The organism is Microtetraspora glauca, assembly GCF_040656155.1.
Lineage (GTDB): Bacteria > Actinomycetota > Actinomycetes > Streptosporangiales > Streptosporangiaceae > Microtetraspora > Microtetraspora glauca.
Map to the genome: position 1 here is coordinate 1 of NZ_JBFALK010000039.1, position 14,008 is coordinate 14,008.

Consider the following 14,008-nt stretch of genomic DNA (forward strand, 5'->3'; position numbering starts at 1 on the left):
CGCCGCTGCTCACGCGCCGTCGGGGCGGTCTGGCCGATGCGGTCCTTCCACTTGTAGAACCACGACTGCGACACCCCCAGCGCCCGGCAGGAGGTGGCATGGTCGATGTCATGGTCGGTCTCCACGCTAGGAGGGGAAGCGCAGGCGAGCATTCCCCTCAAAATCGAAGAGCCCACATGCGCCGGTTGTCCGTGGTTCAGGCTCCACCCCACTACCTGGACGTACCTGATCAGGATGTGTGGCTGGAGTGCTCAGCCATCCTCAGCCGCCGTGTCAGGCAGGGCGGAGGAGAGCAACCAGGAAGCTCGAGTCGTCCCTGAACGGACGCAGGTCCCAGGTGGACAGCAGCAGGTCGGGTTCGAGCGCGCAGGCCGCCGCGTCCGCAAAGAACTCGCTGAATTCGTAACCGCGGCCGATGCCGAAACCGATGATGGCCCGGCCCCCAGGCGCGAGGTGCGCACGGAACCGTCTCAGCACTTCACGACGGGTGCTTGGCGCGAGGAACGTCATCACGTTCCCGGCGCAGACGATGGCATCGAACGGCGTGGTGATGCCCTGTGCAGGAAGGTCGAGTTCGGCCAGGTCGCCAACCAACCATCGCGGCCCGGGGTGGTCCTGCTCGGCGGCCTCGATCAGAGCCGGGTCGACATCGACGCCGACGACGTCGTGGCCGGCCTCGGCCAATGCGCCACTGACCCGGCCGGACCCGCAGCCGGCGTCGAGGATGCGGGCGCGGCGCGCCACCATGGCGTCCACAAGGCGGGTTTCCCCGGCGAGGTCGTCACCGGCGCGCGCCATGGAACGAAATCGCTCGATGAACCAGCTGGAGTGGTCAGGGTCGGCGGCAACCTTCTGCATCCAGATGCTCTGTTCAACCATGCCTGCATTCTCCCGGACCGGAGGAGGCGATTCGCGACCACCGAACGGATGCGCACTGCCTGCACAATGCTTGTGAGCAACCCAGCAGACTCGGCAATCAACGGAGATTCAGTTTCGACGGATGGTTGTGGAAGATCACCTGTCTACTGGATCTCCGTTCCCATGTCTGGGGAACTCACGTTCTTGACAGCTCCACGGGTGCCTTAACTACCCGGCCTTGGGGCAACATCCGCCGCGCCCACAGCTCGTCATTCACCCGTGGACCCTTCTCAAGGAGTTTCGTTTGCTCGAAGGAATGCGTCGACCACTTCTTCGGGAAGTCGGCCGCGGTCGCCGACGGCGTATCCCTGTGTGCGCGCCCATGCGCGGATCGCTGACGTCGAACCGGGTGTGCTCACCACCGGGACCGGCATAGCTGCCGAACGTGGGGCTGCGCGGCCCCGCTGGGCCACGGACATCGCCATGATGGGGACCTCGCCCATCTCAAGAGGATCGCCGTCTTCGAGTCCGTCCCAGCCGTCGTACGCAGACAAGGCCACAGCGCTCCACGTTGAAACCGGGATGCCTTCCCCATCGGGCATGACCTCGCCAGGCCGAATGCCGCGCCGGTCGAACTCGGCCCACAAAGGCTCCAGCGCAGCATCCGAGTCGAAGTAGAACTCGCTCTCACGAATCCGCCAGAACCGCCAGCCCGCCCGCTTGAGTTCGCGCTCCCGATCCAGGTCGGCCGCGCGCTGCTCGGGCGTGCCGTGCCAGAAGTCGCCGTCACACTCCACCGCGAGACGTCCCTTGGCGCCGCTCACGACGAGGTCGATCCGGCGGCCGTTGACCTCGAACTGAGGGGTTACGTGGTATCCGCGCTCGCGGATGCGCAGGAACACCCGCTGCTCGAAGAGCGAGTCGAAAGCCGGGTGAGGGGCGTCGGCGGTCACGTCGGAGAGCGAGCTGGGCAGGTTCGTCGCAGGCGGGTTCGTCATGTAGGCAAGCAGTGAGCGCCGCAGACATGCCGGTGAGAGAAGGTCGGGGCTGACCGAGTGGAAGAGCCACATCTGGTCCTTGGCCCGCGAGGCGGCGACGTTGAACCGGCGCTGCCACTCAGTGGAGGTCACCGCGGAGCGTCTCTCGGCGATGACCATCGACAGGAAGACGATGTCGCGCTCGTCGCCCTGGAAGTCGGGCGGCGTGCCCACCCGCAGGCGCCGTTTCTCCCAGTCCTTCGGATCCACCCGGTCGAGCAGCATGTTGTGGATGAGCTGCGCCTGGCCCGTACCCTGCAGCACGACGACACCGAAGGTCTTCTCGTCATAGGACGGATCTTCCATACAGTCGAGGATCCGTTCCACGATCGCCTCGGCTTCCACGCCGTTGCGCAGGCGCGTCGCCGACCCCTCGCTCCACGCGCCGTTCACCCGTACGACCTGGAGCGGTGGCAGTCGGTCGGCGCCGAACTGGCGCAGCGGTACCAGCGGCTCGTCGGCATAGAACTGCCGCGACGAGAAGTCGATGATCTCCGGCATGCACCGGAAGTGCTCCTTGAGCCGCAGGACAGAGCCGAACCGCGTCGATAGCAGGTCGAACAGGCTCGACTTCGGCGTGAAGGCGTCCCGCAGGTAGGCGGGGAGGTCGGGGAGATACGTCGACAACTTGGCGAAGATGGGTTCCAGCTCGCCGTGGCTCACAGTGGATGGCGCACACTGCTTGTCATCACCGACCACGATGACACGCGGCGCCAGCCAGAGGAGGAAGAGCGCCTCGATGCTCGCCTGGCTGGCCTCGTCGACGATGACGACGTCGAAAGAGTCGCGGATCGGCGGGATCGTCTCCAGCACCTGCTGCAGCGGCATGATCCACGCCGGGACCGCGTCGCGGGCGTGCAACATGGCCTCACGCGCGAGGCTCTGGTACTTTCCGGCGTAGCGTCCGGTCCCCTTGCCCAGCTTGCCGATGTGGTCCTGGTAGGCCCGCAACGCCGTGGTCTGCCGTGCGTTCATCCGGCTTAGGGCCGCCTGCCACGCCTGCTCGGCGGCGAGTTCCGCGGTCAGCCGCATCTCCCGGGCGGTGGCGGCCTCGAGTTCGCTCTCCAGCCGCTGTTCGAGGCCCGGCTGCCGCTGCCGCATAAAGAACGTCTGCGCCTTGGCCCAGGCCCAGGCGCGATCCCAGGTGGAGAAGTGGGACTGCCATACGCGGGCTTCCGCGAGCAGTGTCAGTAGCGCCGGATGGGCGGCACGCACCCTCCCCGTCAGCTCGTCGCACCGGTGCTGCTCGGCCTGCTCGCGCTGCGCGTCGGCGAGAGCGGTGAGGCAGACCTGATAGGTGATCACATCTCGCACGGCGACCGAATGCGCTGCTTCGAGGAGTTCCGGTGCCGGTGTGCCGAGACGAGCTTCCTGCTCGAGTGCCGCGAACAGATCGCCGAGCTGGGCTGTGGCACGGTCTGCCTCGGCCCGGAGTCGTACGGCACGCAGAGCCGTTACGTAGGAGCGCCATTCGCGGGGAGTACGGAGGCTGATGTGGACTCCGGTGGCGGCGAGGGTCCGGGATGTTTCCGCCATCGCCGTGATGATCTGACGCACGCGTCCCAGCCGATCGAACGCGTCGCCGAGCTGGGCGACTCTGCGCTGCAGGGGCTGGTCCTGCGGGAATTCCACACCCACCAGTTGCCAGCCGCGCCCGAGCTCGTCTGCGGCGGCGCGGCCTTCAAGGTCGGCGATGACCAGGGAAAGGAGCTCGGCGTTGGAAGGCGTGACACCGTCGACGACCGTGGCGTTGAGCCACGGCTCGGCCTGCTTCTGGACGGCGGGCCGGAACAGGCCGCGCTTGAGCTGGTTTCCTCCGGCCAGATAGTCGCGAAGCGCTCGGAGGGACTGCAGGTAGGAGCCGGCCGCGGCGGGCGAGTCCAGCTGCGGATGTTCGATCTTTCGGAAGCCGATCTGCCGGACGGCATCCTGAGCTGCGTCGAGGCGATCAGAGTGTGCGGCGAGTTGCTCCCAGACGGCCATCTCGCGGCTGACGAGTCCGTCCGCCAGAGCCCGGACTGCCCAATCGGCCGGATCCCACGTTTCTGAGTTGTCGGGCAAGCCGAGCTGTTCGATCTTGAGACCTGCGTCGGCTGCGATGACCTCCAGCCGCTCGATCACCTGCGGCTCCAGATGTTCCAGGCGTGCGGAAACCTCCGTCTGGGCCTGCCGAGCCTGATCCTGCGCGGCCGCCTCCGTCGCGATCAGACCCTTGAGCCTCTCAGCGCTGGGCAGGTCGGCCACTTCGGGGATCCTCTGCGCAGGTCTCGCCTTGCGTCGGGGCGTCTCCCCGGCGAGCAGGGTGACAAGCTCGGCGGCTTCACCAAGCGAGATTGGCGGCACAGGCGCTGCCCCGGAAGGCAGAGGTACGGGCATCCACGAACACTCGGCCTCCTCCAGCCCGAGCCGCCGCACGATGTCGGCGAGGGTTCCGGAGTATCCGGGTGCGATCTCGGCATGGCGGTAGGTTTCCGATTCGCGTAACGCGCGGATCTTCTCCGTCAGCTCCACGGTCGCCCGTCGTCCGGCGTCGAGCTGGTGCCGCTTCTCCGCGATGGTCTTGGTCTGCCGGGCTGGATCGAACGACGAAAAGCGGGTCGACAGCGCCTTGACGCCGCCCTCCAGCTCCGCTGAGCCACCACGGCCGAGATCGGTCATGGAAACGCATAGGCCGGCGATCTCCGGGGGCAGCTTGTCCCGCAGCACGCGAAGCGCTTGCGCCTTCTGGCTCGTGACGAGCACACGCTGGCCCTGGGCGAGCAAGGCCGAGAGCAGGTTGGCGATGCTGTGCGTCTTGCCCGTCCCCGGTGTTATCCGCGGGACAATCATGAACTGAGGGCATTAAGGCTGGTCAGCGTGTTGATGCGATCGCAGGGACGTTACCTTGTCGCGTCACGCAGTACTCCCAGATGTTGCCGAGCGAAAGTTACGATCTCGCGATGCGATCATCTGCGTTAGTCGACAGTTGGAAGGCGGTTCTATCGGGCCGGAAGTGGCCGTGGACCGCCGGTCAGATCATCGGAGTAGGGTTCGTAGGTTCGCTGCTTGGCCCCGGTTTGTATGTCGTCGCCATCTTTGTTCTCGGGCTGGGCCCGATCGTCTTGCTCTTTGCCGCAATCTTCGCGATGGCCGTGCTGTATGTCGTGGCGCTCATGACGCCAAATGGTTCGCCGATGACGGCGACCCCAGGCGGCAGACTGTTGTGGGCGGGCGCGGTCTTGATTCTCGCGATGATCGGCTGGATCGCCGGAGCGTCGGCCCTCAGCAAGCTAGGGCTATCCACGACCGACCCGCTGTGGTGGTCGTTGCTCAGCGCGGTCCCGTTCGCCCTGGCGGCAGCGCTCTGTGCGGGAGGATGGACCTCACTCGTCTCACTCCTCTTGACCACGGCGCTGATCCTGACTGGCTGTTCCTAGCAGCCAGCTGTCAGGTACTGGGATGGTGCTCAACGGTCATCCGCTCCGGCGGGCGAGTTCGCGCCGGAGGTCAAGGTTCTCGCCATGAGCACGCTCCAGCGCTTCTCGAAGTATTTGGACTTCTTGCCGGTGTTGCTTCTTCAGCTGGGTGATCTGGTCGGTCAGAACCGTGATGATGGCGTTATCGCCGGTGGGCTGGGGGGGCGATTCGGGAGCCAGCCGGGCTTGGGCTCTCAGACGCTCGATGCGGGCGCGGAGCTCGGGGTGGTTATAGAGGAAGGCGTGGGAGACGCCCGCTTCTCGCTGGACGGCCTTGAACGTGATCGGCTCGCCCCGCTTGAGGAGCGTGCGGATGGCTTGCTCGGCGTCTTTCGTCTTGGCGTGGGTTTTGGCCTTGGCGGCCGTGGTCAAGACGGCGGTGCGCTTGGCTCGGGCATCGTTCATGGCCGGGTCCTTCGGCGGCGGGTGAGATCGAGGGTGACGGGAACGGGCCCTTGGGGTGGAGCGCCGCAGCCGGCTCCCTGGACGGCGCGTCCTGGCTGGTGATCGAGCGCGTGGAGGAGTCGGGTCAGGGCGGCCTGTTCGGCCTGCCGCTGGGCCAGCCAGGGGTTGTCCTCAGGCATCGGGTGGCCGTGGCGTTCGGCGAAGGCCGTGATGGTGCGCTCGATGAGCGCCGTGGTGTCGGCCAGCTGTCGTTCCAGGGCGGTTCGGTGGCTGGTGTCGGTGACAAAGACCGAGCAGGTCAGGCAGGCGTTGCCCTTGTCGCAGGTCTGCAGGGGCGGCAGGAGACACCAGCCGTGCGGCAGAATGCGGTCGGCCCGGTCGAAAAGGTGCAGCAGATCGTGGTCCTCGCGGGAGAACACCACGCTGGTGCCGTCGACCTTGACCTTGCGGGTGGCCAGGAAGGCCTGTTCGGCGTGTTCTTCGCGCTGGGCGATGTAGTGCATCGTCATCGACGGGGTTGCGTGTCCGGCGTAGCGCTGCAGGACGTGGATCGGCAGCCCGAGCTCGGCCAGCCGGGTCAGCTTGGTGTGCCGGAAACGATGGGTGTGGCTGAGCCCGACGAACCTGCCGTAGCTGTCGAGGACCTGGATGACCTTGCTGAACGCGCGCAGCCGGTAGGAGTAGGTGCCGGACGGGTAGGGCTTGGTGCCGGTCCGGTTGCCGGTGAGCTGAAGAAACAGGTGCTTGGGCTGAGTGTCGGGGAACCTGTCGCGGACCCACTGCTGCTGTTCTTCGATGATCACGACGACCTCGGAGTCGACGAGGATGGTGTCCGGAGCGATATCGATCTTCGTCTGGGCGTAGCGGAAGCGGGCGATCTGTTCGCCCTGGGCCGCGTCGAGGGCCCGGCCGGTGCCCGCCGACAGGCAGTCGAAGTCGCAGTGGCGGATCTCGCTGGAGCGGCGGCCTGTGAGGATCTGCAGCAGAATCATCCGCATGGCCTGCGGGTCGCCGAATCCGTCGGACAGGACGTGCCGGCCGTCGCCGCGGGTGATCTGCATCTGCTCCTCGCGTGGCAATCCGAGCAGCGGCAGCGCGGCGGTGATCTGCGCCAGGGCATGGTCGTCGACGTAGTCCTCCTCGTGCAGGGCCACCTCGTGCGGGATCCGGGAGACCTGCCGCAGCCAGCCGGCGGCATGGACGTCGCTGACCTGCTGCCACGGCTCGGCGAGCACTCCCAGGACGCGGCGGGTCTCGGCCTGGTTGGCGGCCATGAAGGCGAACAGCTCGGCGACGGCACGCAGGTCGTCGTTGATCAGGCGGGGGTGAACCTTGCCCGGCACCCGGCGGTGCTTGCGGCCGTCGCTGCGGTTAGCCGGGTCGGCGTCCCAGCGCCGGAAGGCCGCGGCCTGACGCGCTGCGGCGGCCGGGTCGGCCAGCACCTCGCGGGGATCGTCGAAGGCGATCGCGAGCCACCGATCGAACCGGTGCAGGCAGCGGAGCTTTTCCTCGCTGATACTGGTCCAGCGCAGCGTCCCGGCCTCCAGCATGGTGCCCAGGTGCCACTTGACCGCCTCCCGCAGCCATAGACATTCGATCAGCGCCGGGGAGCAGCCGTAGTGCGCCATCGGCTCCCGCTCACCCAAAGGAATCCGGGGGTCGCAGCGGGGATGCCAGTAGTCCAGCTCCCACCAGTGCCCGCCATGGCAGGCCGCGAGCAGCGCGGTGTGGGCGAAGCGGAAGATGACGCGCAGCCGCGCCCGGACGCCGTGCGGTGGGAATCGGCCCCACCGCGTCGCATAGAACCAGGTCTGCAGCACTGCAGCGGTTTCCCAACCCATCTGCCGGATCGAGGACGGGAAGGGGTGACCGTCGCGGATCGCTCGGCGCAGGATGTTGGCGAGCTGGCTGATGGCCAGCACCGAGGAACGGGTGCCGTCGGCGGCCTGCCAGTGCGCCATCCAGGCCAGCTCGGCCTGGATCAACTCGGGTAACCCGGTCAGGTTGATCTTGTAGTCGATGTTCTCGGTGATGGCGTCCCAGCCGTCGATGCCGGGGCCGATGACCGGGCCGCGCCAGGGCTCAGGCAGCTGGGACCACAGCCGCCAGATCGGATCGTCCTCGCCGGCGAGATGGAGGCGGCGCGGACGGTCACCGGTCATGGCCGACCTGCCAGGTGGAGGCGTAGGTCTTCCAGTTCGCCGCGGCGCGCAGCGCCTCGTCCTCACGGACCCAGCCGTAAAGGTCCAGCGTGGTCTGGACGTGGGCGTGTCCCAGGCGACGTGCCACGACCCACTCCGGGGTCCCGGCCAGCAGTAACGCGGTGGCGTGACTGTGCCTGAACCAATGCGGGCTCCAGCTGGCCGGGCCGATACCCTTGCCGCGTAGCAGGGCGGTCTTGTCGCGCACGGTGCCCTCACGCATCGCGGCCAGCAGCGGCGGCCGGGCCACGTTCACCAGCAGCGGTGAGTCCGTGCTGATCGGCAGCCCGAGCTCGGTAGCGCGGCAGGCCAATTGGGTCAGATAGTCGGCGAACAGCCGTTCCAGGTCGGCGCCGACGTAGATCCGGCGCGTGCGCATCATCTTCACCCGCGCCCCATTGGGGTTGTCCTCGCGCGGAACGATCTCAACATACGGGGTGCCGCCGCGGCCCATGACGAAGTCGCTGATCCGCAGGCCAAGGGCTTCACCCAGCCGCATCCCAGTCTCTGCGAGCAGCGCGAACAGCAGCCGGTCGCGTAGGTTCCCCGCCCACTCGCCGCTATCACGGTCGGGCCAAGCGCAGCCATCCAGGATCGCCTGGATCTCCTGCGGGAGCAGCAGCGGTGGCCGGTCATGATGTCGTTGCCGCCGTATCCGGACCAGCGAGGAAGTGCTCGGCGCGGTGCGGGCGTCCAGGTGTGCCAGCAACCCCCGCGCCGGGGTCCGGCGAGGAGTACCTCGCAGCAGACGATGGGCGACCGGCACCGCATGGACGGTCTCCTGCCAGCGGTAGAAGGAGATCAGCGCGGCGAGCCGGGCCTCCAAGGTCTCCGGGGAGGGCGCCTGGTCGAGCGGGACGAGCGCATGCTCGACGGTGCGGCCGTTGCGTAACCACGACAGGAACCCCGTGATCGCCGGGACGCCGACGTCCCGCCAACCGTCGGCCTCGCCGCGGCGCTCCAGGAAGGTCCACCACTGCGCGAGCGACGTCGCATAGCCCCGGACGGTGTTCGGTGACCACAGATGCCGATGCGCCTCAAGCCACTCCTCGACCGGAGGCACCGTCCGGTAGGACTCATCCACCACGGTCCAGGTCCGCCGTCCGGTCGAGGGACGCACTGCCAGGCTGATCGCCATTGTCGTTCCTTCTCGTCGTTGAACACCCGCCGATAAGAAAGCAACGACGATGACAGAAGGTCACCATCTGCGCTCGTTGATGAAATGGAAGAGACCGGCTCAGGTCCCGTTGATAACCGGAGGGCCCTGCACGACGACGCCGTTGTCCGTACGCAGCCGGGTCATGATCGTGCGCTGTTCGGGGTTGGCGGGGAGCGGGAACAACGGGTCCTGGCCGAGGGCTTGCGCGGACACGATGCCCTGGTCCCGCAGAAAGAGCATCCGCTCCGCCGGCTCGAGGGGAGCGACGAGCTGGGCCAGCCCCAAAGGCGTCTGCGCGTCCGGACCGGTCAGAGTGGAGATCATCTGGTCGTAGTACGAGATCAGCGAGCCGTGGTCCCGCTTACGCAAAACCAGCGCGGGCGCCGGCCGTACCTCCGCGGTTGTCGAGGGCGTCTCGCGAGGAGCCCACTCGGGCAGGTAACGGGCCTCTGCCTCCAATCCGCGGTCGCACCAGGACTCCAGCAGGTCGGCCAAGGAGGGCTGCAAGCCCACAGCGTCCCCTTCGCGTACCCGCTGGCGGAGCCGGTCGGTCCGGTGCGGTGTGAACCCGTCGAGGTCCGCCAACAGCTCGCGGTCCTGCAGTGCCGGCGCGGTCTCCCCGAGCAGTACGTCGATCCTCTCGGTGTCCGGGTCGACGCGCAGGTGCAGCCGGGTCGCGATCAGGTGGTTCCGGACCCGGATGCCGCCGGGCGCGGTCCACGTGAGCAGCCCGGTCGCCAGCACCAGCTCCCACTCGTCGTCGATCTGGCCGAGCTGGGTGCTGATGGAGTAGAGCTCGCGATGCCAGCGCTGCTGACGTAGGCGCACCCGTTCCTCTTCGGCCCAGGCTTGCCATTTCGGGAGCCACTTCGCATAGATCTCGACCATGTCAGGACGGTCCTGCTGAGTCTCCTGTCGCCATCGCGGCTCCCCGTCCTCACCCGTTTCCTCGACGCGGCCGGGGCCCGAGTCGGAGAGGTCCGGCGCGTCGATGTCCGGGTTGACGAGCTGTTCCGGCTTCAGCCATCCGTCGAGCTCTCCGGGCGGGGAAGGGGGCGGGACGCTGCGCACGTGGTCGACGGAGAGCAGGACATCGCCGAGCTCCGCTGATCGCTGTGGCACGAGGGTGTCCGGGAGGTCCACGAGCCAGAGCACCTGCGCGTGGCTGCGGATGTCCCTGACCGGAACCCGACGGGCGCTCGCCAGATCGCGGAGGAACTCGACCAGGCGCGTGGTGGAGTCGATCAACTGGGGATCGCAGGCCCGGGACTGCTGCTCGCTCACGCGGCTTTTCTCCTTCAGCCTGTACTGCTTGTGCCTGCGGGGTCAGTAGAAAGGGGAACGGGGGTGCCGGGAAAGGTAGCTCTGCAAGGCGAAGGCCACATCGAGAGCTTCCGTGCTGACCTGCTCAAGCGTGGCTTTGAACCAGAACCGATCACTCTCGTCGTATTGCTCGCCCGCGCAGGCCAGCATCTCGTCGACGGCCATCTCGAAGTCATCGATGGCATGCACCAGAGTCGCCGCTTCCGGGCTCACCGTGCGTTGTGCTTCGCCCTGCACATCCATGAGCGCCCAGCGCACGAGATCCGCGTTTTCGGGATGAGGGCTGCGGTACACGCCCGCGAGGAGCGGACCCAGAGATCCGACCTGCAAGAACACAGGCGGAGTGGCGACTGTCGGCGGCGGTGCGTTTGGTGTGCTCACGCTGAAGATGAGCTGCAGAATGCGCGTAAACATGGCTTCTCTGTACAAGCGACTCGTGGTCCGAGAGATGCAAATGGCTGCTGGAATGGAGGGAATGGAGCGATCTAAGTCTGAAACCGGTATGTGATCTGTAGCTCAGTGCCCCAAGTGCGTGGAGCGGGCGCTGCGTCAACGGCGGGTGAGGGTCCAGGTGCCGTCGGCGTGGACGGTGACGAGGCGGGTGCCGACGGGCAGGAGGGCCTTGCCCTTGTAGCTGCCGATCTGGTTGAAGAGCAGGTCGCCATAGGTTCCGACGCGCGGGTAGCCATAAACGATGAAGTTGGACTCGCCGTTGTGCGCGGCGCGTACGGTGCGCAGGCCGCGGGTGGGGGAGAGCTTGAGCACCTGGTCGCCGGTACCGCGGATGGTGGAGGCGCACCAGCAGCGGGCCTTCGTGACCGGCTTGAAGGTGGCGGTCCAGGCGCCGTCGGCCTTGATCTGCAGCCCGACCGTGCCCTTGCTGTCGTAGGCGTTGTACAGCACGGTGCCGTCGTAGGGGCCGATCTCGTTGACCAGGAGTTCGTCGGTCTTCCCGCGCCCGTTGACGGTGTAGACGATGAAGTTGGACTCGCCGTCGTGGCTGAAGCGGATGAGGCCGGGCTTCTTGGTGGGGTTGATGCGGACGACGTCATCGCCCTCGCCGCGGAAGGTGGTGTCCGCATGCGCGCTGGTGGGTGTGGTGAGGGCGGCAGCGGTCAGGGTCAGTACGGCCAGCATGCGGCGGAGCATGAGGTTCTCCTCGTGACGGGGTCTGAGGGGTGATCGCGGTATTTCCAGTCAGCGGGTGAGGCGACTTCCGGTCAGCGCGTGAGGGCGACCGTGACACCGCCGGAGAAGACGGAGTCGTGCAGCTCGACGGCCTTGAGGGTGATGTTCTTGGGGACGTCGAAGAGCAGGATGCCCTGGACGGAGTTGCCGGGGTTGATGTTGTTGAGGAAGGCGTTGGAGTCCTTCAGGGCGAGCGCGGCGGCGCCGGAGTCGGTGTCGAGCTGGCGGCCCTTGGCGTCGATGAGCTTCTGCGCCGAGTCGGTGAACATCTGGGCCTCGTCGCCGATGTTCTTGACGGTGAGGTGGATCAGGACGTACTGGCCCTGGGCCTTGGAGACCAGGAATCCCTCGCCTACCTGGGAGAGTCCCTTCTCGATCTTGGTGACCTTGAAGGCGAACTTGCCGTCCTTGACGACGTCTCCGAGGTGGGGGAGCGCGGGCTTGCGGGTGTGGGCGTCGTCGCCGGAGCCGCGTGAGGAGTCGCCGGAGTCTTCGGTCGTGCGGTCCTGGCTCAGGCTGAGCCGCGTGTCGCCGCTGGCGTCCCCGCCTCTGCTCAGGACGGCTCCGATGATGACCAGGCCCACGAATACGGCGGCGCCGATCAGCAGCGCTTTCAGGCAGCCGCCGCCCTTCTTCTGCACGATGACGGTCTGCGGGTACGGCGGGTAGCCAGGGGGTGGCTGGTGGGGGTTTCCGTGCATGGGGGAGCTCTCTTCGCTGTCGCCGCGGGGATACCGGTGGTCGGGTGAGCAGGTTTCGCAAGTACAACACACTGTGAATCGAGTCCACAATCTATTTGTAGGTCGCTGGCATCACATCATGATGTAGTGTTCTCAGTCCTGGGCGAAATCCACGCCATGCGAGATCACCGCGGAGGGTACGTGCAGCCGCTGTTGGCGGGAGAACTACACGAGATCGCCTGGTGGGTCACTGGGGTGCGGCCGGTGTGGGCGTCGTATGCGCAAAAGGTGGAAACGGGAAACACCGATATCACTCTTGTTCGGACGTTCCTGTCTGCCGCAATCTTTACAGCGCTGGCTGTTCGGCCAGGAAATGACGGAGGTACACGTGGTCCAGCCGTCGATCCATTTCGGGCAGGAGCTGCGGAGATTGCGAGTCGTCTCCAATCTCACGCTGACCGATCTAGCCAAGTTGGTCCATTACAGCAAGGGCCAGCTCAGCAAGGTGGAACGAGGGCTCAAGGCGCCAAGCCGCGAACTGGCCCGCCTCTGCGACGCAGCGCTCGACGCCGGAGGCTCCCTGGTCAGGCTCGCGCCCGTAGCGCAGGGCGAGGCCGCCGAGCCGGAACCGACCGACGACACCGACGAGGAGGTGTGGCTGATGCGTCTATCCGGGGACGGTCAGAGCTGGTTCCAGCCGGTAGGCCGGCGGCAGGTCCTCGCTGTCGGGGCCATGTCCATAGCCGGCATGAGTATCGGCCGCACCCATGCCGGGCCGAACGCCGGAGGCGTGGAACTGCTTAAGGCGGCCCGGTGGCTGTTCGACCAGTATCGGCAGCTTGGACAGGTCACCAACTCGGCGGTCGTGCTTCCGGCGCTCATCGCGCAGACACACACCCTCAAGGACGTCGCCGCCACGGCTGACTCGCGCACGCGTCAGGGCCTGCTGAGGATGAGCTCTCGGTATGCCGAATATGTGGGCTGGTTGATCCAGGAGACCGGCGACGAGCAGGGAGCGCTGTGGTGGACTCGACAGGCCGTCGACCTGGCCGCCGCCGGTGGAGACCGGCATCTCGCGGCGTACGGCTTGGTGCGGAGGGCGCTGGTCATGCTCTACCGCGAGGACGCCGCGCAGACCGTCGGCCTGGCGCAGAAGGCACAGGAAGGGGCGGTTCCCCCACGGATCCGCGGGCTCGCCGCCCAGCGGGAGGCCCAGGGACACGCGATCGCCGGCGACTACGACGCCTGCATGCGCAGCATGGACCGTGCCAGAACGCTACTCGCGAGTCGACCTGACGACTCGGACGGGCCGGTCATCGGCACGACGAACCTGTCCGACCCCGCAGCGATGATCACCGGATGGTGCCTGTACGACCTGGGGCGTCCTCGCGACGCCGCTGAACTCCTGGACCGGGAGCTGGCACGAGTCGCACCCCAGGCCCTCCGCACCCGCGTTCGTTACGGGATCCGCCGGGCTCTCGCCTATGCGGCTGCCGGCGAAGTGGACCACGGGTGTGACCTGACACGTGAGCTGCTCGGCGACGTCGGCACCGTGAGCTCCGCCACCATCGCCGCCGATCTGAGAAACCTCGCCCGCACCCTGGGGCGCCACCCGCGCAATCGGAACGTGCGTGCTCTGTCGCCCGAGCTCAGCACGGCACTGCGCGTCGTCACTCCGTAGATCGTCACTCCGTAGAAAGGC

11 protein-coding genes are annotated in these 14,008 nt (G+C 67.0%); 2 read left to right on the top strand and 9 right to left on the bottom strand.

Annotation, left to right across the window (positions count from 1 at the left end; translation table 11 throughout):
- Positions 1-273 precede the first annotated feature (273 nt).
- Both AB0I59_RS40780 and AB0I59_RS40785 read right to left on the bottom strand, forming a co-directional pair.
- Entirely contained in the window at positions 274-879 is a 606-nt protein-coding gene (locus AB0I59_RS40780) for a class I SAM-dependent methyltransferase (protein WP_358142155.1), read from the bottom strand.
- 269 nt (positions 880-1,148) lie between these two features.
- Complete coding sequence (locus AB0I59_RS40785; protein WP_358142158.1) at positions 1,149-4,724, bottom strand: PDDEXK-like endonuclease domain-containing protein; 3,576 nt, start codon at positions 4,722-4,724, stop codon at positions 1,149-1,151.
- 110 nt (positions 4,725-4,834) lie between these two features.
- Between AB0I59_RS40785 and AB0I59_RS40790 the strand changes: the two genes are divergently transcribed.
- Positions 4,835-5,311 carry a hypothetical protein gene (locus AB0I59_RS40790; RefSeq protein ID WP_358142161.1) on the top strand — a complete coding sequence of 159 codons (477 nt, stop codon included), beginning with the start codon at positions 4,835-4,837 and terminating at the stop codon, positions 5,309-5,311.
- A 36-nt stretch (positions 5,312-5,347) separates the two neighbouring features.
- Here AB0I59_RS40790 and AB0I59_RS40795 read toward each other — a convergent pair whose 3' ends face one another.
- The 7 genes from AB0I59_RS40795 to AB0I59_RS40825 form a co-directional block, all read right to left on the bottom strand.
- Positions 5,348-5,755, bottom strand: a complete 408-nt coding sequence (locus AB0I59_RS40795) for a DUF6262 family protein (protein ID WP_358142164.1) — start codon at positions 5,753-5,755, stop codon at positions 5,348-5,350.
- Positions 5,752-7,917, bottom strand: a complete 2,166-nt coding sequence (locus AB0I59_RS40800; protein WP_358142167.1) for a tyrosine-type recombinase/integrase — start codon at positions 7,915-7,917, stop codon at positions 5,752-5,754. Before AB0I59_RS40800 ends, AB0I59_RS40795 begins: the two co-directional genes overlap by 4 nt.
- Complete coding sequence (locus tag AB0I59_RS40805) at positions 7,907-9,094, bottom strand: tyrosine-type recombinase/integrase (protein ID WP_358142170.1); 1,188 nt, start codon at positions 9,092-9,094, stop codon at positions 7,907-7,909. Before AB0I59_RS40805 ends, AB0I59_RS40800 begins: the two co-directional genes overlap by 11 nt.
- Before the next feature lie 99 nt (positions 9,095-9,193).
- Positions 9,194-10,399, bottom strand: a complete 1,206-nt coding sequence (locus AB0I59_RS40810; RefSeq protein ID WP_358142173.1) for a hypothetical protein — start codon at positions 10,397-10,399, stop codon at positions 9,194-9,196.
- Between the two features lie 42 nt (positions 10,400-10,441).
- Entirely contained in the window at positions 10,442-10,852 is a 411-nt protein-coding gene (locus AB0I59_RS40815; RefSeq protein WP_358142175.1) for a hypothetical protein, read from the bottom strand.
- Between the two features lie 135 nt (positions 10,853-10,987).
- Positions 10,988-11,587, bottom strand: coding sequence for a hypothetical protein (locus tag AB0I59_RS40820; protein ID WP_358142178.1), 600 nt, complete (start codon positions 11,585-11,587; stop codon positions 10,988-10,990).
- 71 nt (positions 11,588-11,658) lie between these two features.
- Positions 11,659-12,327 (bottom strand): DUF4352 domain-containing protein, encoded by a 669-nt coding sequence (locus AB0I59_RS40825; protein ID WP_358142181.1) that lies wholly within the window; start codon positions 12,325-12,327, stop codon positions 11,659-11,661.
- A 352-nt stretch (positions 12,328-12,679) separates the two neighbouring features.
- Here AB0I59_RS40825 and AB0I59_RS40830 point away from each other — a divergent pair, with 352 nt between their 5' ends.
- On the top strand, positions 12,680-13,987 hold the full coding sequence (locus tag AB0I59_RS40830) for a helix-turn-helix domain-containing protein (protein WP_358142184.1): 1,308 nt from the start codon (positions 12,680-12,682) through the stop codon (positions 13,985-13,987).
- Positions 13,988-14,008: the final 21 nt, after the last annotated feature.

Excerpts from the sequence above, each read along its gene's own strand:
- AB0I59_RS40780 (WP_358142155.1), bottom strand. The coding sequence starts at position 879 with ATGGTTGAACAGAGCATCTGGATGCAGAAGGTTGCCGCCGACCCTGAC.
- AB0I59_RS40785 (WP_358142158.1), bottom strand. The coding sequence starts at position 4,724 with ATGATTGTCCCGCGGATAACACCGGGGACGGGCAAGACGCACAGCATC.
- AB0I59_RS40790 (WP_358142161.1), top strand. The coding sequence starts at position 4,835 with ATGCGATCATCTGCGTTAGTCGACAGTTGGAAGGCGGTTCTATCGGGC.
- AB0I59_RS40795 (WP_358142164.1), bottom strand. The coding sequence starts at position 5,755 with ATGAACGATGCCCGAGCCAAGCGCACCGCCGTCTTGACCACGGCCGCC.
- AB0I59_RS40800 (WP_358142167.1), bottom strand. The coding sequence starts at position 7,917 with ATGACCGGTGACCGTCCGCGCCGCCTCCATCTCGCCGGCGAGGACGAT.
- AB0I59_RS40805 (WP_358142170.1), bottom strand. The coding sequence starts at position 9,094 with ATGGCGATCAGCCTGGCAGTGCGTCCCTCGACCGGACGGCGGACCTGG.
- AB0I59_RS40815 (WP_358142175.1), bottom strand. The coding sequence starts at position 10,852 with ATGTTTACGCGCATTCTGCAGCTCATCTTCAGCGTGAGCACACCAAAC.
- AB0I59_RS40820 (WP_358142178.1), bottom strand. The coding sequence starts at position 11,587 with ATGCTCCGCCGCATGCTGGCCGTACTGACCCTGACCGCTGCCGCCCTC.
- AB0I59_RS40825 (WP_358142181.1), bottom strand. The coding sequence starts at position 12,327 with ATGCACGGAAACCCCCACCAGCCACCCCCTGGCTACCCGCCGTACCCG.
- AB0I59_RS40830 (WP_358142184.1), top strand. The coding sequence starts at position 12,680 with ATGACGGAGGTACACGTGGTCCAGCCGTCGATCCATTTCGGGCAGGAG.